The organism is Rhodosalinus sp. K401 (assembly GCF_041365735.1).
GTDB lineage: Bacteria > Pseudomonadota > Alphaproteobacteria > Rhodobacterales > Rhodobacteraceae > Rhodosalinus.
This window is the reverse complement of record NZ_JBGFSI010000021.1, coordinates 1-18537: the sequence shown is the minus strand read 5'-3', so window position 1 is coordinate 18537 and position 18537 is coordinate 1. Positions and strand designations below refer to the sequence as shown.

General features: G+C 69.3%; 16 protein-coding genes and 1 pseudogene. 6 read left to right on the top strand and 11 right to left on the bottom strand.

The annotated features are described in order from the left end of the window. Positions 1–945: a ring-cleaving dioxygenase gene (locus AB6A66_RS16260; RefSeq protein WP_371056701.1), complete on the bottom strand. Its 945-nt coding sequence runs from the start codon at positions 943–945 to the stop codon at positions 1–3. A 99-nt stretch (positions 946–1044) separates the two neighbouring features. After that, positions 1045–2591 (bottom strand): annotated as a pseudogene (locus AB6A66_RS16255) (aldehyde dehydrogenase family protein). A gap of 162 nt (positions 2592–2753) precedes the next feature. Between AB6A66_RS16255 and AB6A66_RS16250 the strand changes: the two are divergent. Together AB6A66_RS16250 and AB6A66_RS16245 are read left to right on the top strand one after the other, a co-directional pair. Beyond that, entirely contained in the window at positions 2754–3407 is a 654-nt protein-coding gene (locus tag AB6A66_RS16250; RefSeq protein WP_371056700.1) for a peroxiredoxin, read from the top strand. Between the two features lie 161 nt (positions 3408–3568). Further along, positions 3569–4615 (top strand): succinylglutamate desuccinylase/aspartoacylase family protein, encoded by a 1047-nt coding sequence (locus AB6A66_RS16245; protein ID WP_371056699.1) that lies wholly within the window; start codon positions 3569–3571, stop codon positions 4613–4615. 88 nt (positions 4616–4703) lie between these two features. Here AB6A66_RS16245 and pnp read toward each other — a convergent pair whose 3' ends face one another. From pnp to AB6A66_RS16220, 5 genes are all read right to left on the bottom strand, one after another. Then, the gene (gene pnp, locus AB6A66_RS16240; RefSeq protein WP_371056698.1) at positions 4704–6842 is read right to left on the bottom strand and encodes a polyribonucleotide nucleotidyltransferase; all 2139 of its coding nucleotides are present in this window, start codon (positions 6840–6842) and stop codon (positions 4704–4706) included. Between the two features lie 208 nt (positions 6843–7050). Next, entirely contained in the window at positions 7051–7320 is a 270-nt protein-coding gene (gene rpsO / locus AB6A66_RS16235) for a 30S ribosomal protein S15 (RefSeq protein ID WP_371038283.1), read from the bottom strand. 153 nt (positions 7321–7473) lie between these two features. Beyond that, entirely contained in the window at positions 7474–7782 is a 309-nt protein-coding gene (locus AB6A66_RS16230) for a DUF5665 domain-containing protein (protein WP_371038284.1), read from the bottom strand. Next, complete coding sequence (locus tag AB6A66_RS16225; protein ID WP_371056708.1) at positions 7775–8308, bottom strand: DUF1643 domain-containing protein; 534 nt, start codon at positions 8306–8308, stop codon at positions 7775–7777. Before AB6A66_RS16225 ends, AB6A66_RS16230 begins: the two co-directional genes overlap by 8 nt. Before the next feature lie 178 nt (positions 8309–8486). After that, positions 8487–9965, bottom strand: coding sequence for an NAD-dependent succinate-semialdehyde dehydrogenase (locus AB6A66_RS16220; protein ID WP_371056697.1), 1479 nt, complete (start codon positions 9963–9965; stop codon positions 8487–8489). Positions 9966–10052: 87 nt separating this feature from the next. Here AB6A66_RS16220 and AB6A66_RS16215 point away from each other — a divergent pair, with 87 nt between their 5' ends. From AB6A66_RS16215 to AB6A66_RS16200, 4 genes are all read left to right on the top strand, one after another. Next, positions 10053–10835 (top strand): alpha/beta hydrolase, encoded by a 783-nt coding sequence (locus AB6A66_RS16215; RefSeq protein ID WP_371056696.1) that lies wholly within the window; start codon positions 10053–10055, stop codon positions 10833–10835. Positions 10836–10981: 146 nt separating this feature from the next. Beyond that, a complete protein-coding gene (locus tag AB6A66_RS16210) occupies positions 10982–12190 on the top strand; it encodes an aminopeptidase P family protein (protein ID WP_371056695.1) in 1209 nt (402 codons plus the stop codon). A gap of 102 nt (positions 12191–12292) precedes the next feature. Next, positions 12293–12559, top strand: coding sequence for a hypothetical protein (locus tag AB6A66_RS16205; protein ID WP_371038288.1), 267 nt, complete (start codon positions 12293–12295; stop codon positions 12557–12559). Between the two features lie 12 nt (positions 12560–12571). Continuing rightward, a complete protein-coding gene (locus AB6A66_RS16200; RefSeq protein ID WP_371038289.1) occupies positions 12572–13192 on the top strand; it encodes a DUF1523 family protein in 621 nt (206 codons plus the stop codon). 13 nt (positions 13193–13205) lie between these two features. Here AB6A66_RS16200 and AB6A66_RS16195 read toward each other — a convergent pair whose 3' ends face one another. The 4 genes from AB6A66_RS16195 to AB6A66_RS16180 all read right to left on the bottom strand — a co-directional run. Next, complete coding sequence (locus AB6A66_RS16195; RefSeq protein ID WP_371056694.1) at positions 13206–14072, bottom strand: dimethyl sulfoxide reductase anchor subunit family protein; 867 nt, start codon at positions 14070–14072, stop codon at positions 13206–13208. Beyond that, complete coding sequence (locus AB6A66_RS16190) at positions 14072–14827, bottom strand: 4Fe-4S dicluster domain-containing protein (RefSeq protein ID WP_371056693.1); 756 nt, start codon at positions 14825–14827, stop codon at positions 14072–14074. Before AB6A66_RS16190 ends, AB6A66_RS16195 begins: the two co-directional genes overlap by 1 nt. A 73-nt stretch (positions 14828–14900) precedes the next feature. Further along, positions 14901–17723 carry a molybdopterin oxidoreductase family protein gene (locus tag AB6A66_RS16185; RefSeq protein ID WP_371056692.1) on the bottom strand — a complete coding sequence of 941 codons (2823 nt, stop codon included), beginning with the start codon at positions 17721–17723 and terminating at the stop codon, positions 14901–14903. A 72-nt stretch (positions 17724–17795) separates the two neighbouring features. Then, positions 17796–18537: thiamine pyrophosphate-dependent enzyme (locus AB6A66_RS16180; RefSeq protein ID WP_371056691.1), on the bottom strand; the 742-nt coding region annotated here is incomplete at its 5' end.

Sequence of the window (18537 nt, the reverse complement as noted above, 5' to 3'; positions counted from 1 at the left end):
TCAGGCCTCGGCGGAGGCCGGTTCCGGCAGCGGCTCGAGCGTGCGTTCGAGCTCTTCGCGCAGATGGGCGTGTTGCGCGGGCAGGCACAAGGACTGGCCCAGCGTCTCCAACGGCTCGTCGCGGGCGAAGCCGGGCTCGTCGGTGGCCACCTCGAAGAGGATGCCGCCCGGCGTCCGGAAGTAGATCGCGAAGAAGTAGTCGCGGTCGCGCAGCTCGGTCACGCGATGCCCCGCCTGTTCCAGCGCCTCGCGGATCCTCGCCTGCGACGCCCTGTCGGCGGTCCGGAAGGCGACGTGATGGACCGAGCCCGCGCCTTCCTGCGCGGGCGCCATGTCGGGACGGTGGTCGAGCTCGACGATGTGTCCCGCGGTACCGGGCCCGTCGGCGTGGCGCGTGACGGGCCCTTCCGCGCCGGTCTCCTCGAAGCCCATGAAGCGGAGGAGCTTCATCATCGGCTCGCGTTCGGCCACGCGCAGCGAGATGGAATGAAGCCCGCGGATCGCCATGTTCGGCGGGATGCCGCCCTCGAGCCAGGGCGCGCGGTCGTCCTCGGCCTCGACCAGCACGAGGCGCTCGCCGTCGGGGCCGGCGAAGACGAGGCGGGTTTCGTCGAAGAGGCGTTCCTCCGTGCTCTCGACCCCCGCGGCGCGCAGACGTTCGCGCCAGGCCGCCGCGCTGCGCGGCGGGATCGAGAAGGCGACATGCCCGGTCTCCCCGGTGCCGGGCGTGCCGCGCGAGGCGTCCGGAAAGGGGAAATACGTCATCACCGTGCCGGGCGTTCCGATCCGGTCACCGTAATAGAGGTGATAGACGCGGGGATTGTCGAAATTGACCGTGGTCTTGATCCGCCGCAGGCCGAGCACGCGGGTGAAGAAATGGTCGTTGGCCCGCGCGCCGCTGGCCAGCGACGTCACATGGTGTAGCCCGTCGATGTCGGTGAGCATCGCGCCGCCTCCTTTCATGTTCGTCGACTTGAGAGGTAGGGGCGCGGGCGGGGAAGGGAACCGGCGCCACCGCGCCGGTTCTGTGCGCCGATGCGCGGATCAGTCCGCGTCGGGGGTCCAGCCGGAGACCGCCTTGACCTCCATGAAGTCCTCGATGCCCCAGACGCCGCCCTCACGGCCGTTGCCCGACCGCTTCATGCCGCCGAAGGGCGAGCCCGCGGCACGGGACTGGCCGTTCATCTCGACCATGCCGGAGCGGAGTTGTCGGGCGAGGCGGTTGGCCCGCGCCGGGTCGCCCGTCTGGACGTAGTTCGTGAGACCGTACTCGGTATCGTTGGCCAGCCGCACCGCGTCGGCCTCGTCCTCGAAGGCCATGATCGAGAGCACGGGGCCGAAGATCTCCTCGCGGCCGATCGTCATCTCGTGGGTCACGTCGGCGAAGACCGTGGGCCGGACGTAGAAGCCCCGGTTCATGCCTTCGGGACGGCCCACGCCGCCNTCTCCTCGCGGCCGATCGTCATCTCGTGGGTCACGTCGGCGAAGACCGTGGGCCGGACGTAGAAGCCCCGGTTCATGCCTTCGGGACGGCCCACGCCGCCGGCCACGAGGCGCGCGCCCTCGTCGATGCCGGTCTGGATGAGATCCTGGATCTTGTCGAACTGGGTCTCGTTGACCACGGGGCCGATATGCTTGCCCTCTTCCGAGGCAGGCCCGACCGCCACTTTTTCGGCGATCTCGGCGGCGGCCTCCACGGTGCGGTCGTAGACCGAGCGTTCCACGATCATCCGCGAGGGCGCGTTGCAGGACTGGCCGGAGTTGTTCATCATGTGCAGCACGCCGCGCTTGACCGCCTTCTCGTCGGCGTCGGGGAAGATGAGGTTGGCGCCCTTGCCGCCGAGTTCCAGATGGACCTTCTTCAGAGTGTCCGCCGCGTTCTTCGAGATCGCGATGCCCGCGCGGGTGGAGCCCGTGAAGCTGATGATGTCCACATCCGCGTGAGCGGAAAGCTGAGAGCCCACGCCGGCCCCGTCGCCGTTCACGAGGTTGAACACGCCCGGCGGGAAGCCCGCCTCGTCGACCATCTCGGCGAAGAGAAGCGCGTTGAGCGGGCTTTCCTCCGAGGGTTTCAGGACCATGGTGCAGCCCGCCACGACCGCGGCGCCGAATTTCAGCGTGATCTGGTTCATCGGCCAGTTCCACGGCGTGATCATGGCCGCGACGCCGATCGGCTCATAGATGATGCGGTCGTTGGGCGCGTGCTCGCCCAGCGGGCGCTCGAACGCGAACGCCTTGCCCTCGCGCACGAAGTTCTTGAGGTGACCGTAGCCCGCGCCGGCCTGCGCGCTCTGCGCCATGTCGATCGGCGCGCCCATCTCCAGGCTGATCGCCTGCGCCATCTCGTCCCAGCGGCGCTTGTAGATCTCGAGGAGCTTCTCGAGAAGCGCGATGCGCTCGGAGGGCGGCGTCGCCATCCAGCCGGGGAAGGCCGCACGCGCGGCGGCCACGGCGGCGTCGGTGTCGGCCTGACCGCCCAGCGAGATCGCGGCGCAAGGCTCTTCGGTCGAGGGGTCGATGACGTGATGGGTGCGGCCCTCGCGGGGATCGACCCACTTGCCGTCGATGTAGAACTGGTGCTTCTCGATCATTGTCGTCGGTCCTCCTCGGTGCACATTCGACCGTGCGGTCGGGCTTGTGCGGCACTCTGTCACCGCCCCCCTTCCCGTGCAAGGGGCGTGCGAATAGGCTAAGGATGACATATCTCAAACGTGGAATGTAATCCGCGCGATTCGAACAGAAAAGGAGACATCATGGGACTTCGCATCAACGATACCGTGCCGAATTTTACCGCCGAGACGGATCAGGGATCCATCACCTTCCATGACTGGATCGGCGACAGCTGGGCGATCCTCTTTTCTCACCCGAAGGATTTCACCCCGGTCTGCACCACCGAGTTCGGTGCCGTGGCGCAGCTGGCCGATGAATGGGTCAAGCGCAACACCAAGGTGATCGGCCTGTCGGTGGACGATACGGAGGACCACGTGAAGTGGAAGTCCGACATCGAGACCTATGCCGAGACCACGGCCGGTTTTCCGATCATCGCGGACGTGGACCTGGCGGTGTCGAAGCAGTTCGACATGCTGCCGGCCGACGCCTACCTGCCCGACGGCCGCACCGCCGCGGACTCGGCCAGCGTGCGCTCGGTCTACATCATCTCGCCCGACAAGAAGGTGCAGCTCATCATGACCTACCCGATGTCGGTGGGCCGCAACTTCGCCGAGGTGCTGCGCGCGCTCGATGCGCTCCAGGCCACCTACCAGACCCCGATCGCGACCGGCGCGAACTGGGTGCCCGGGCAGGACGTGATCGTGGCGCTGACCGTCTCGGACGAGGAGGCGAAGGAGAAGTTCGGCGACGTGGATTTCAAGCTGCCCTACCTGCGCCTGACCAAGCGCCCGGCCTGAGCCGCAGACCGCCGCCCGCAAGATCCGAAGGGCCCCGCCGCCGGGCGGGGCCCTTTTTCGTGGCCGCGCGGGGACGGCGGGCCGCGCCGCCAAGACGGCTGGACTTGTCCCGCACCGGCCCCTATCCCCGCCCCGGACGACACGGGATGGCGGAGGCGGCAATGTCACCGAAACGCGAGAGCTTCGAACTGGGCGGCCAGACCATCGCGCCGGGCACCCGGCGCACGGTGGACCTGCCGGTCTCGATCCTCTCGGATCATACGCCGGTCACGATGTCGGCCCATGTCGTGCATGGCAGGCGCCCCGGGCCGACGCTGTTCGTCTCGGCGGCGATCCACGGCGACGAGGTGATCGGGGTGGAGGTGGTGCGCCGGCTTCTGCGCGCAAAGCCCCTCGACGCGCTGTCCGGCACGCTGATGGCGGTGCCCATCGTCAACACCTTCGGGTTTCTCAACCATTCCCGCTACCTGCCGGACCGGCGCGATCTGAACCGTTGCTTTCCCGGCCACGCCAGCGGATCGCTCGCCTCGCGCCTGGCCAACCTCTTCATGGAAGAGATCGTGGCGCGGTCCGATCTCGGGATCGACCTGCACTCGGCGGCGATCCGGCGCACGAACCTGCCGCAGATCCGGCTCAACCCGGGCAACGACCGCCTCGTCGAACTGGGCCGGGCCTTCGGCGCGCCGGTGATGATGGAGTCGAAGCTGCGCGATGGCAGCCTGCGCATGGCCGCCGAGGGCGCCGGCGTGGACGTGCTGCTTTACGAGGCGGGAGAGGGGCTTCGCTTCGACGAATACGCCGCGCGGGCGGGCGTTGCCGGGATCCTGCGCGTCATGCGCCACATCGGCATGATCGGATCGAAGGGGGTGCCGAAGCCGAAGGGCAGGCCGGTGCTCTGCCGCAGTTCGACCTGGTACCGCGCCCCGGTGGGCGGGCTCATGCGCGCCTATCGCGGCACCGGCGATCTGGTGGAGGAAGGCATGCTGCTCGCCACCATCTCGGATCCCTTCGGCGAGATGGACGCCGAGGTGACCGCCGAGGAAACGGGCATCGTCGTCGGACGCACCAACATGCCGGTGGTGAACGAGGGCGACGCGCTTTTCCACATCGCGGCGACCCACCGCGCCACCCATGCCGAAGCCGCGCTCGAGGCGATGGAAGCGGAGATCGACGCGCCGCCGCTCTTCGACGAGGACGAGATCATCTGAGCGCGCGACACGCGAGGGCGCACCGGGCGCAAAGGAAACGGGCGCCCCTGGGGGCGCCCGTCCGGTTCCGTGAAAGCTGCGACGCGCGTCAGCCCTGCGCCGACTCCGCCTCCTTGGAGATCTCCTCGCCGGTCTCCTGGTCGACGACCTTCATCGACAGCCGGACCTTGCCGCGATCGTCGAAGCCCAGAAGCTTCACCCAGACCTCCTGGCCTTCCTGAAGAACGTCGGAGGGGTGGTTGAGCCGCTTGGGCGCGATCTGGCTGACATGCACCAGGCCGTCGCGCTTGCCGAAGAAGTTCACGAAGGCGCCGAAATCGACCAGCTTCACCACCTTGCCCTTGTAGATCTTGCCCTCCTCGGGCTCGGCCACGATGGCGTGGATCATGTCATAGGCCTTCTGGATGGCCTCGGCGTTCGGCGAGGCGATCTTGATGATGCCCTCGTCGTTGATGTCCACCTTGGCGCCCGACTCCTCGACGATCTCGCGGATCACCTTGCCGCCGGAGCCGATCACTTCGCGGATCTTGTCCGTCGGGATCTGCATGGTCTCGATGCGCGGCGCGTGGACCGAGAACTCGCCCGCGGACGAGAGTGCCTTGTTCATCTCGGACAGGATGTGCATCCGCCCGTCCTTCGCCTGCGCGAGGGCCTGGCGCATGATCTCGGACGTGATGCCCGCGACCTTGATGTCCATCTGCAGCGAGGTGATGCCCTTCTCGGTGCCGGCCACCTTGAAGTCCATGTCGCCGAGGTGATCCTCGTCGCCGAGAATGTCGGTGAGCACGGCGAAGCGGCCGTCCTCCTCGAGGATGAGGCCCATGGCCACACCCGCGACCGGCGCCTTCAGCGGCACGCCCGCATCCATCATCGACAGCGAGCCGCCGCAGACCGAGGCCATGGAGGAGGAGCCGTTCGACTCGGTGATCTCCGACACGATGCGGATCGTGTAGGGGAAATCCGTCGGCGGCGGCAGAACCGCCTGGAGCGCGCGCCAGGCGAGCTTGCCGTGGCCGATCTCGCGCCGTCCGGGGGGGCCGACGCGGCCGGCCTCGCCCACGGAATAGGGCGGGAAGTTGTAGTGCAGCAGGAAGCTTTGCTTGAAGGTGCCGTGCAGCGCGTCGACGAACTGTTCGTCGTCGCCGGTGCCCAGCGTGGTCACGACAAGCGCCTGCGTCTCGCCGCGGGTGAACAGCGCAGAGCCGTGGGTGCGGGGCAGAAGGCCCACCTCGCTCACGATCGGGCGAACCGTTTCATGGTCCCGCCCGTCGATCCGCGCGCCGCCCTCGATGATGGTGCCGCGCAGGATGGAGGACTCGAGCTTCTTGAAGGCGTCGCCAAGGTTCTCGTGCGCGAGCTCTTCCTCGGTGAGCTGCGCCTTCACCTCCTCGCGGGCGGCCTCGATGGCGTTGCTGCGCTCCTGCTTGTCGGTGATCGCGAAGGCCGCGCGCATCTTCTCCTCGCCGAGCTCCCGCACCCGGGCCGCGATGTCCGTGTAATCCGGCGGCTGGAAGTCGAAGGGGTCCTTGGCCGCGGCTTCGGCCAGATCGACGATCAGGTCGACCACCGGCTTGATCTGCTCATGCGCGAAGGTCACCGCGCCCAGCATCTCGTCCTCGGACAGCTCGTACGCCTCCGACTCGACCATCATCACCGCGTCACGGGTGCCGGCGACCACGAGGTCGAGCCGCTGCTCGGGGTTGAGGCGCAGGTTGTGCATGTCCTCGACATCGGGATTCAGGACATACTCGCCGTCCGCATAGCCCACGCGGCAGCCCGCGATCGGTCCCATGAAGGGCACGCCCGAGAGGGTCAGCGCGGCGGAGGCCGCGATCATCGCCACGATGTCGGGATCGTTCACGAGGTCGTGGCTGAGAACGGTGCACATCACGAGCACCTCGTTCTTGAAGCCGGGCACGAAGAGCGGCCGGATCGGCCGGTCGATCAGCCGCGCGGTCAGCGTCTCCTTCTCGGTGGGACGCGCCTCGCGCTTGAAGAACCCGCCGGGCACCTTGCCCGCCGCGTAATACTTTTCCTGGTAGTGAACCGTCAGCGGCAGGAAATCCATTCCCGGCTTGCGGGCTTTGGCGAATGTCACATTGGCCATGACCGAGGTCTCGCCCAGCGTGGCGATGACGGTCCCGTCGGCCTGACGGGCCACCTTGCCCGTCTCCAGGGTGAGGGTCTCTTCCCCCCACTGCATCGATTTCGTCGTTACGTCGAACATCAGGTATCCTATCCTGGCCGCCGGGGCCCATCCCCCTTGGCCGTTTCGCGTCGGACGGCCCCATTGCCGTCCGGCCCCGTCCTTCAACCTTCCGCGCCGCAGGGGCTGGTGGCGCGGTCGAGCGGATGTTTCGCCGGCTCCGGGGGGCAGGGGCCCCGCGGAAAGCGAGAGAGGCGCGGACTTTCGCCCGCGCCTCCCGGAAACTCTCTCAGCGGCGGATGCCGAGGCGCTTGATCAGGTCCTGATAGCGCGACTCTTCCTTGGCCCTGAGGTAGTCCAGAAGCTTGCGCCGCTGGGCCACCAGCTTGAGCAGGCCGCGGCGGGAGTGGTTGTCCTTCTTGTGCGTCTTGAAGTGCTCGGTGAGCGCCTCGATGCGCGTGGTCAGGATGGCCACCTGGACCTCGGGCGACCCGGTGTCGCCCTCCTTGGTGGCGAAGTCCTTCATGACCTGCGCCTTCTTCTCGACAGTGATCGACATCGTGATCTCCTTTCCGAGAGGTTGCGTTCATGGCGCGAGCCGGGATGTCGTCCAGCAAGGCCCATGGAGACGGTCCGCCCGCGCGGGCGGATGCGGGCGTATAGGGCGAATCCGCCCGGATGAAAAGGAGAAATCGGCCGGCCACCGGCCGGCTCAGCGCGGCGGCACGGTGTCCCGCGACGCGGCGCCCTCCTCGATCTCCTCGATGACCTGGGTGGCCCAGTCGCCGATGATCGGCACGAATTCCACCTGGGACAGCGCCACGACCACGAAGGAGACGAGGATCGAGGCGCCGATCACCGTTCCGAAGCCGAAGGCCAGGCCGCGCATGAACTGGAACAGCAGCACCCGCCAGACGGAGTCGTGGATGCGGACGATGCGGTGCGCCACGATCTCTTCCAGCGCCTCGGCTAGGCGCTTCGCCGTGCCGCGGTCGAGGGGGGCCAGGGGCTCGTCAGCCATGTTCCGTCTCCTGCACGTCGAGATCCCAGGGGCGCGGGCGTGTCGCGTAGGCGACGTAGAGCGGATGTCGCGGGAACCCGCCCTTGGTCAAGCCCAGATGATGCACCGTCACGCCCGCCTCGCGCAGAAGCGCCGCCACGGCCGCCCCGCGCCCGAGATGCGCGCCGTGCGTGCCCCACGCGGCGACGATGATGTCCGCGCCCGCGCAGGCCGCGACGATCGCGGCGTCGTTGCCGGGGCCCACGGGGTCGGGCACCCGGCGCATGGCCGCCGGGTCGGTCTCTCGCCAGGCGAAGATGTTGGTGACGGTGAAGGCGCCGAAGCCCAGCGCCCGCGTGCGCCGTTCGCAGCGTTCCACTGTCGGGTCGTTCTGCAGCTCCGTCGCGGTGGAGGGGTTCAGCATGATGAAATGCGCGCGGCCCGAGGCCGGATCCCAGACCCGCGTCAGGCTGTAGCGATAACGCTCGCAGGGCGAGTAGACGGCGCGCGAGGCCGCGTCGCCCTTGCGGTGCGCCCGTTCGATCAGACCTGCGCCCTCCATCCTGCCCCTCCGGTTCCTGTCGGGCGGCGCGCCTCGGGTGCGCGCCCTCGTCTCGCGCCGGCGCGCTCGGAGACGCCGGCGGCGGGCCTTCCGGGAACCTCATGGGATGCCCGCGCCCGCGATCCGCCGGTCCCGCACCGCCCCCGCGCCACGGCGGCGGTGTTCAGACGCTCGTGCAGACGTACTTCATCTCGAGGAACTCCTCGATCCCGTGATGGCTGCCCTCGCGCCCGAGGCCCGACTGCTTCACGCCGCCGAACGGCGCGACCTCGGTCGAGATGATGCCCGTGTTCACGCCGACGATGCCGTATTCCAGCCCCTCCTGGACGCGGGTCACGCGGCCGATGTCACGGGCGTAGAAATAGGCGGCGAGGCCGAAGATCGTGTCGTTGGCCATGGCGATCACCTCTTCCTCGGTCTTGAAGCGGAAGAGCGGCGCGAGGGGGCCGAAGGTCTCCTCGCGGGCCACCGCCATCTCCTGGGTGGCGCCGGTTACGATCGTGGGCTGCAGGAACGTGCCGGGCATCTGGTCGGTCCGCCCGCCAAGGATCACCTGCGCGCCCTTCGATTCGGCGTCGGCGATGTGGTTCTGCACCTTCTCGATCGCCTCGGTCGAGATCAGCGGGCCGAGATCGGTGCCCTCCTCCAGCCCGTCGCCGACCTTCATCTCGCCCACGCGCGTCGCGAGCTTCTCGGCGAAGGCGTCGTAGACGCCCGCCTGCACGTAGATCCGGTTGGCGCAGACGCAGGTCTGCCCGGCGTTGCGGAACTTGCACAGGATCGCGCCCTCCACCGCCTGGTCGAGGTCCGCGTCGTCGAACACGATGAAGGGCGCGTTGCCGCCAAGCTCCATGGAGCACTTCATCACCTGGTCCGCCGCCTGCCGCAGCAGGATGCGCCCCACCTCGGTCGAGCCGGTGAAGGTCAGCTTGCGCACGACCGGGTTCTCGCAGAACTCCTTGCCGATCTCGGAGGCCGCCTCGGAGGGAACGACGGAGAGAACCCCCGCGGGCACGCCCGCGCGCTCGGCCAGCAGCGCCATCGCCAGCGCCGAAAGCGGCGTCTCGGAGGCGGGCCGCGCCACGAAGCTGCAGCCCGCTGCAAGCGCCGGGCCGGCCTTGCGCGCGATCATGGCGGTCGGGAAGTTCCAGGGCGTGATCGAGGCCGCGACGCCGATGGGCTGCTTGAGCACGGTGATGCGCTTGTCGCGCTGGTGGCCGGGGATCGTCTCGCCGTAGACGCGCTTGGCCTCCTCGCCGAAGAACTCGATGAAACCGGCGCCGTAGGCGATCTCGCCCTTCGCCTCGGCGAGCGGCTTGCCCTGCTCGGCGGTGAGGATCGTGGCCAGGTCGTCCTGGTTCTCCATCATCAGGTCGAACCAGCGGCGCAGGATGGCCGCGCGCTCCTTGCCGGTCATCGCGGCCCAGTCCTTCTGCGCGGCATGGGCCGCTTCGATGGCTTCGGCCGCCTGGGCGCGGCTTGCATCGGCCACCTCGGCGATGACGTCTCCGCGGGCGGGGTTGGTCACGCTGAAGGTCGCGCCGCCCTCTCCGTCGACCCAGGCGCCGCCGACGAAAGCCTGCGTGACCAGAAGCGAGGGGTCCTTCAGAAGTCCGGGCAGGTTGGTGGGCTGGTCCAGCATGGCGTCCTCCGCGCAAGGTTGGGGATGGCACAGGGAAAGCAATTCCGTCTAGGAATGTCCAGTTCCGCGACGAGGGAGGCCCGGGCGATGCAGATGGACGCGGCCTATTCCAACTCCGACCACGTGCCGGGCTCTGCCGACTTCCCGGCGCGCTGGGAGGCGGCGGCAGGGACGTTTCGCGCGGACCTCGGCGACCGGGCCGAACTGGGGCGCAGCTACGGTCCGTCCGAGCGGCAGCGCTTCGACCTCTTCCACCCCGAGGGAGATGCGGCGGGCCTCGTGGTCTTCGTCCATGGCGGCTACTGGAAGTCGATGAACCGGCATTTCTGGTCGCATCTCGCCGCCGGCCCGCTTGCCCGGGGCTGGGCGGTGGCGATGCCGTCCTACGACCTCTGCCCCGAGGTGCGGATCGCCGACATCACCCGGCAGATCGCCGCCGCCGTGACCGCGGCGGCAGCCCGCGTGGCGGGGCCGGTGCGGCTCACCGGCCATTCGGCGGGCGGGCACCTCGTGGCGCGGATGTGCGCGCCGGGGATGCTGCCCGCCCCGGTGGCCGCGCGGCTTGCGCGGGTGGTGCCGATCTCGGCGCTCGCCGATCTCGCGCCGCTGATGGAAACCTCGATGAACGACATCCTCGGGATCGACGCGGCGGAGGCGGCGGCGGAAAGCCCGGTGAACCAGCCGCCGCCGCCGGTGCCGGTGACGGCCTGGGTCGGCGGCGCGGAACTCCCGGCCTTTCTCGACCAGGCGCGCTGGCTGGCCGAGGCGTGGGGCGTCGCCTGGCACGCCGATCCGGGACGGCACCATTTCGACGTGATCGACGCGCTGGCCGCGCCCGGGAGCGACCTCGTGCGCGAACTTCTCGCCTGAACGCGCGCAGGCGCTTGCCGGGGCGCGCGGGGGATGGCAAGAGAGCGCCGGGGCGGGGCGATGGCGTCGTCACGTCCGCGGCGGCGGATGCGCCCCCTGGCCGTCCTGCACGCCGGGACCTTTCTTTCTTCGGAGGGAGGGTCGCTATGACCGAACGTTCCCAGTTCCTGACATTCCACAACGGCGCCAAGGCGCCACTGCCCTTCGGCGCCGAGGAGTACGAGGCCCGCCTCGCCGGGCTGCGCCGGATCCTCGCCGAGGCGGGGCTCGACGCGGCGGTGCTGACCTCGATGCACAACATCGCCTACTACTCTGGCTTCCTCTACTGCGCCTTCGGCCGGCCCTACGGGCTGGTCGTCACGCCCGAGACCTCGGTCACGATCAGCGCCGGCATCGACGGCGGGCAGCCCTGGCGGCGCTGCCACGGCGACAACCTCACCTACACCGACTGGGCGCGCGACAATTTCTGGCGCGCCGTGCGCCATGTCGCGGGCGAAGGCCGCGCCGTAGGCATGGAGGAGGACCACCTGACGCTCGCCGAGGCGGAAAAGCTGCGCGCCTTCCTCGCCCCGCGCGAGCTGCGCGACGTGGCGCGCCCCGCCATGCGCCAGCGCATGGTGAAATCGCCCGCCGAGATCGCGCTCATCCGCGAGGGGGCGCGCATCGCCGACCTGGGCGGCTGGGCGATCCGCGAGGCGATCGCCGAGGGCGCCCGCGAGATCGACGTGGCCATGGCCGGCCGCGACGCGATGGAGCGCGCCATCGCCGACGCCTTCCCCGAGGGCGAGTATCGCGACAGCTGGGTCTGGTTCCAGTCGGGGCTCAACACCGACGGGGCCCACAACCCGGTGACGGCGCGGCGGCTGGCGGCGGGGGACCTCCTGTCGCTCAACACCTTCCCGATGATCTCGGGCTATTACACCGCGCTCGAGCGGACGCTGACGCTCGGCGCGCCGGACGCCGCGACCCGCGCGATCTGGGAGGCCAACGTGGCCGCCCACGAGCTCGGCCTGTCGCTCATCCGTCCCGGCGCGCGCTGCGACGAGATCACCGCCCGGATCAACGCCTTCTTCGCCGAGCGCGACCTCCTGCAATACCGCAGCTTCGGCTACGGCCATTCCTTCGGGATCCTGTCGCATTACTACGGCCGCGAGGCGGGGCTCGAACTGCGCGAGGATGTGGAGACGGTGCTCGAGCCGGGCATGGTCGTCTCGATGGAGCCGATGCTGACGATCCCCGAGGGCCGGCCGGGCGCCGGCGGCTACCGCGAGCACGACATCCTCGTCGTCACCGAGGACGGCGCCGAGAACATCACGGGCTTTCCCTACGGCCCTGACCACAACGTGATCGCCTGAGCGCGCGCGGCCGCGGGGCGTTGCCCCGCGTGCCCGCGGCGCGTATCTCCTTCGGGACGGGGGCCGCTCGCTTGGCGGCAACTCGACACGGGGGAGAGAGCCATGGCGGCGCTTGCACGACTCATCATTTTCGGATTCGTCGCGCTGACGGTGATCTATGTCAGCCTCTCGCTCTGGTCCCGCGCGGTGCGCCGCGAGAAGCTGGAGGAAAGATGGGCCGAGAAGGGCCGGAAAGGCGACCGCGAGGCTTTCGTGCGCCGCGGCCTGGAGCGTTATGACGGCTCCGTCCGGCGAAAGCTCTTGCTCGGTGTCTACGTGGTGCCCATCTGCCTCGTGGCGGCGATCATCTACTTCGTGAACTATCACTGACGGGAGAATGCCATGACCTACGTGAAATGGGGGCTGATCGCGCTGTTCTGGCTCCTCGTGGCGGCGTTCTTCCATTACACGCTGCCGCAGCACGACATCGTGCGCGTCACGGACACCTACGAGAAGCGCGTCGATTTCGGCGAGAACTCGATCTTCTGGACCAACGCGAACACCGGCCAGGCGCAGGGCGTGCCCGGGCGCGACGTGTTCTTCATCCAGGCGCGCAGGCCCAACGATCGCCCGATCATCTACCGCAACGAGGACACGGGCTGGGGCTGGCCGCCCTATTTCAAGTTCGACACCGCCAATCTTCAGGCGGACGCGGCCGATCTGCGCTCCACCCAGGACGACCCGCGCTGGCTCGTGGTGACCCATTACGGCTGGCGGTCGGAAATCCTGTCGATCTATCCGAACGCCGTGGGCATCCGTGCGGCCTCGGGGCCCGACGAGCGGGTGATCCCGTGGGTCAGCATCGTGATCCTGGTCTTCGCCGCGGCGGTCTTCTGGGCGATCTGGGTGCGCTGGCGCCGCTTCCGCCGTAACCGGATCGATCCGATGCTGGAGGATGTCGGCGACAGCGTGGCGGAGCGCCGTCACCGCCTGCGGGACTGGTGGAAGGGTTCGACGGGCTGAACGGTCGCGCGCCTCACCGTGCGCCGTAGTAAAGCCCCACGACATGCTCGGCCTCGGCGAAGAAGAGCCAGCGTGACACCGCGGCGCCGGCCAGGTGCGAAAGCACCGCGACCCCGGCCCCCGCATGGCCCAGTGGCAGCAGCAGCACCGAGGCGGGCAGCAGCGCCATGAGCAGCACCGCGATGACCCGGAGCCGCCCGGCATGCCGGCGGCCCACCACGAACACCATCTCCCGCAACAGGTAGTTGGGCCCGGTATGCGGCGGCTCGAACGCACGCACGGCGCCGCCGAGCCCGGTGGCGGTGCCCATGTCCGTCCCGCCTTCGCCGAAGCGGCGGTCGCCGGTGATCAACCACGCGATCTGCAAGCCCGCGAGGCCCAGCATCAGAAAGCTCGCCAGCCGGGCCTCGCCCGCCAGAAGCGCCCCGCCCACCAGCGCGAAGGCGAGGAAAAGCGCCGGCGTCAGCGCGGTGTGCCAGCGCGGCACCGTGCGCATCTGGGCGTAGATCATGGAGGTCGTGAAGACGGTTCCCAGCGCGCCCGCCGCCCCGATCCAGCCGAGCGGGACGATCCGGGCCTCGAAAAAGACGAGCCCCGCGCCGTAGATCCCCATCACGACAAGCGTTGCGACCGCCGCCCAGGCCTCGCGCGAGAGCCAGCTCGTCCGCCACTGCGTGAAGGCGAGCGACGCGCGCTCGGGGTGGCCCAGGTGCAGCGTGGACGAGAGCAGACCGCCCCCCGCCAGCGCGTAGGCGATCGCGAAGAAGGCGAAGGCGGTCCAGCCGGTCACGCCGGGGATGCCGAGCCCGAGAAAGAAAAGCAGCCCGAACCCGGCGCCCGAAAGCGTGGTGAAGGCGATGAGCGAAGGCGCGGGATGCATCAGTCCTGGCCCCCGGGCAGTCGGTCGAGCGCCCGGTCGAGCCAGCCAAGGAACCCACCGGGCGCGTCGGCCACCGGTTCCAGGGCCGCGGGGGGCGCAGCCTCCAGCCGGTCGCGCGGGCGCGGGGGCAGATACTTGTTCACGGGCTTCGTTCCCTGCTCGGGCATGAGATCGATCCCGCCGCGCTCGGCCACCAGCTTCGAGACGTCGCTCTCGGGGTCGCCCAGGTCGCCGAAATGCCGCGCGCCTGCCGGGCAGGTGCGCACGCAAGCGGGCTCCCGGTCCTCGGGAGCCAGGTTTTCGTTGTAGATGCGGTCCACGCAGAGCGTGCATTTCTTCATCACGCCCTCGGCCTGGTCCATCTCTCGCGCGCCGTAGGGGCAAGCCCAGGCGCAGAGGCCGCAGCCGATGCAGGCGTCCTCGTTCACCAGCACGATCCCGTCCTCGGACCGCTTGTAGGAGGCGCCGGTGGGGCAGACGGTGACGCAGGGTGCCTCCTCGCAATGCAGGCAGGATTTCGGGAAATGCACGAGCTGCGGCGCGCCGTCCGCCGGCGTGATCTCGTAGGAATGCACCCGGTTCAGGAAAGTGCCCGACGGATCGGCGCCATAGGGATCCTGATCGGAGAGCGGCGCGCCGTAGGCCTGCGTGTTCCAGCCCTTGCAGGCCACGACGCAGGCGTGACAGCCCACGCAGGTGTCGAGGTCGATCACGAGGCCGAGCTTGCGCTCGGTCCGTGCGGGCAGTTCGGTCATGCGTGCCTCCCTTCGCGCGTGCGCGGGCCGAGGCTCGCCCGGCTCATCTCCTGCGGGACCTCCGCGCCCATTCTCAGATCTTCCATTTCAGTTCCGCGGGGGGCGCGGGAACGGGCGAGGCGAGCGCGTCGAAGACCGGCAGCGCCTCTTCCGGCGGTTTCGACTTCTCGATCCTCACGCGCAGGTCGAACCATGCCGCCTGTCCGGTCACCGGGTCCGAATTCGACCAGCGCAGCCCGTCGCCGCGCTCGGGCAGAAGCTCGTGGATCAGGTGGTTGAGCAGGAAACCCCGCGTCGCTTCCGGCGCTTCGCGGTCCAGCGCCCAGGCGCCCTTGCGCTTGCCGATGGCGTTCCAGGTCCAGACAGTGTTGGGGTTGAGCGCGGCCATCGCTGCCACGGGCACGGTGATCTCGCCGTGGGGCGAGGCGAGCCGCGCCCAGTCGCCCTCTTCGAGCCCGTGCCGCCGCATCAGGTCGGGATGCATGTAAAGCGGGTTCACCCCGTGGATCTGCCGGAGCCAGGCGTTCTGCGAGCCCCAGGAATGATACATCGCCATGGGCCTCTGGGTGAGCGCGTGGACGGGGTATTCCTCCGGATCGGCGTGCCCGTCCGAGAAGGGCGGGTACCAGGCGGGCAGCGGATCGAGCGTGGCCTTGATCCGTTCGCGCAGGTGTTCGGGCGGCTGGCGTTCGCCATGCCCCTCGGCGGCGAGCTGGAAGCGGCGCAGCGGCTCAGCGTAGAGCTGGAAGAGGTAGGGCTGCGGCGCGTCGTAGAACCCCATGGACACGGCCCAGTCCTGGTAGGCCCGGTTCCAGGGTTTCATGTAGCGCGCGCCCTCGGGCACCTCGGCCAGGAAGAACCCGCCATTGGCGATGTAATTCTCGAGCTGCGCGGCGTTGGGCGCGCCGCGCCCGTGGGAGGGGCCGTGCTTGCCCGTGCGCCAGCCCGCAAGCGGGCCCACGCCGGGGCGGCGCTCGTGGTTGACGATGTAGTCGGCGTAGTCCGCGTATTTCGGCGCGCCGTCATCGGTCACGAAGCCCGGCAGGCCGAGGCGCGCGCCGAGATCGAGCAGCACCGACTGGAAGCCGCACACGTCGCGGTCGGGCGTCACCACGGGCCAGCGAATCGCGTCCGCCGCGGCGTCGGCCTCCGAGATCGGGCGGTCGAGAAGCGAGATGCAGTCGTGCCGCTCGAGGTATGTCGTGTCGGGCAGCACGAGATCCGCGTAGGCCACCATTTCCGACGCATAGGCGTCGGAATAGATGATCCGCGGGATGACGTAGTCGCCCGCCTCGTCGGTGTCGGTCAGCATCTCGACGACGCCGCGCGTGTTCATCGACGAGTTCCACGCCATGTTTGCCATGTAGAGGAAAAGCGTGTCGATCCGGTAGGGATCGCCCGCATGGGCGTTCGAGATCACCATGTGCATCATGCCGTGCGCCGAGAGCGGGTTTTCCCAGGTGAAGGCCTTGTCGATCCTCGCGGGATCGCCCGCCTCGTCGAGGCATAGGTCCTCCGGCCCGAGCGGGAAGCCCAGATGCGGGCCGGCGAGCGGCGCCTCGGGCGCGCAGCGGGCATGGGGTCGGGGATGCGCCTCGGGCGGTTTCGGGTAGGGCGGCTTGAAGCGGAAGCCGCCCGGCCGCTCCACGGTGCCGAGCAGGATCTGCAGCAGGTGAAGCGCGCGGGCCGTCTGGAAGCCGTTGGAATGGGCCGAGATGCCGCGCATCGCGTGAAAGCTCACCGGCCGCGCGGTGACCGTCTCGTGGGTCTCGCCGCGGAAGTCGGTCCATTCCTGCGCGACCTCGAAGGATTCCTCGAAGGCCACCCGGGCGAGTTCCGCGGCGATCGCGCGGATGCGCTCGGCCGGCACGCCGCAGCGCCCGGCCACGGCCTCGGGCGCGTGGGCCGGGTCGAGGTAGCGCTCGGCGATCAGATGCATGACCGTGCGGTGCGTGACCCCCGCCTTCCGCCAGGTGCCGGCGAGGTCGGGGCGCACGCCCGGCGCGTCGAAGGCCGCGGGCTTGCCGGTGCGCCGGTCGATCACCAGCGGGCGGCCCTCGTCGTCGCGCAGGAAAAGCCCGTGTTCGGGCGAGGCCGCGTCCCCGTTCACGAGGACGGGGGCGTTGGTCCACCGCGCGAGGTAATCGAGATCGATCCGGCCCGCCCGCAGAAGCTCGTGCACGAGAGCGAGGATGAAAAGGCCATCCGTGCCGGGCGTGATTCCCACCCAGTCGTCCGCCACCGCGTTGTAGCCGGTGCGGATGGGGTTCACGCCGATCACCCGGGCGCCCCGCGCCTTGATCTCGCCGATGCCCATCTTGATGGGGTTCGAGTCGTGGTCCTCGGCCACGCCGAAGATCATGAAGAGCTTCGTGTGCGCCCAGTCCGGCTGGCCGAACTCCCAGAACGCGCCGCCCATCGTGTAGATGCCCGCCGCCGCCATGTTGACGGAGCAGAACCCGCCATGGGCGGCGTAGTTGGGCGTGCCGAACTGCTGCGCCCAGAAGCTGGTGAGCGACTGGGACTGGTCGCGCCCGGTGAAGAAGGCGAGTTTTTCCGGCGCGGTCTCGCGCAGGGGCTTCATCCAGCCGGCGGCGGTCTCCAGCGCCTCCTCCCAGGTGATCTCCTCGAACTCGCCCGAGCCCCGGGGACCGACCCGGCGCAGCGGCGCGCGCAGCCGCGAGGGCGCGTTGTGCTGCATGATCCCGGCGGAGCCCTTGGCGCAGAGAACGCCGCGGTTCACCGGGTGGTCGCGGTTGCCCTCGATATAGGCGACGCGGCCCTCCTTCATGTGCACGTCGATCCCGCAGCGGCAGGCGCACATGTAGCAGGTTGTCTTGCGGACCTCGTCCGAGACGGGTGGCGAGAGGTCGAGAGGGGGCTGGCGGTGTGTCATCCGTGTCTCGCTGTCTGGGCCAGGGGCACGCTAGGGCAGATCGCCGCCCGGGGCGAGGGCAAACAAGGATGTTCAAAAGGCCTGGGCGCGCATGTCTTCGGGGTTTATTCCTGCGACGGCGACGGGTTTTTTCATTGCGTCGCGGCGGAACGGTTCGCCGAGTTCCTGGTTGATCATCGCCTCGATGAGCGTGGTCTTGCCGTGCTCCATCTGGTCCCTGATCGCCTGGTTCAGCGCGGCGGTGAGCTCCTCCATGGTGCGCGCCACCACGCCCTTCAGCCCGCAGGCCTGCGCGATGCCGGCAAAGCTGACGCCCTCGTCGAGTTCGGTGCCGACGAAATTGTCCTCGAACCAGAGCGTGGAGTTCCGCTTTTCCGCGCCCCACTGGTAGTTGCGGAAGACGATCTGCGTCACGCCGGGCCATTCGGGGCGCCCGATCGCGGTCAGCTCGGTCACCGCGATGCCGAAGGCGCCGTCGCCGGCGAAGCCGACCACCGGCACGTCGGGGCAGCCGATCTTGGCGCCCACGATGGAGGGCAGCCCGTAGCCGCAGGGGCCGAAGAGGCCCGGGGCGAGGTATTTGCGCCCCTCCTCGAAGGACGGGTAGGCGTTGCCGATGGCGCAGTTGTTGCCGATGTCGGAGCTGATGATCGCCTCGCGGGGCAGCGCCGCCTGGATCGCGCGCCACGCCATGCGCGGGCTCATCCAGTCGGGCTTGGCGGCGCGGGCGCGCGCGTTCCAGTCCGTGCCGGGGTCGTCCTCCTCGTGGTCCATCGCGGAGAGCTGCTGCGCCCAGCGCGATTTCGTGTCCGCG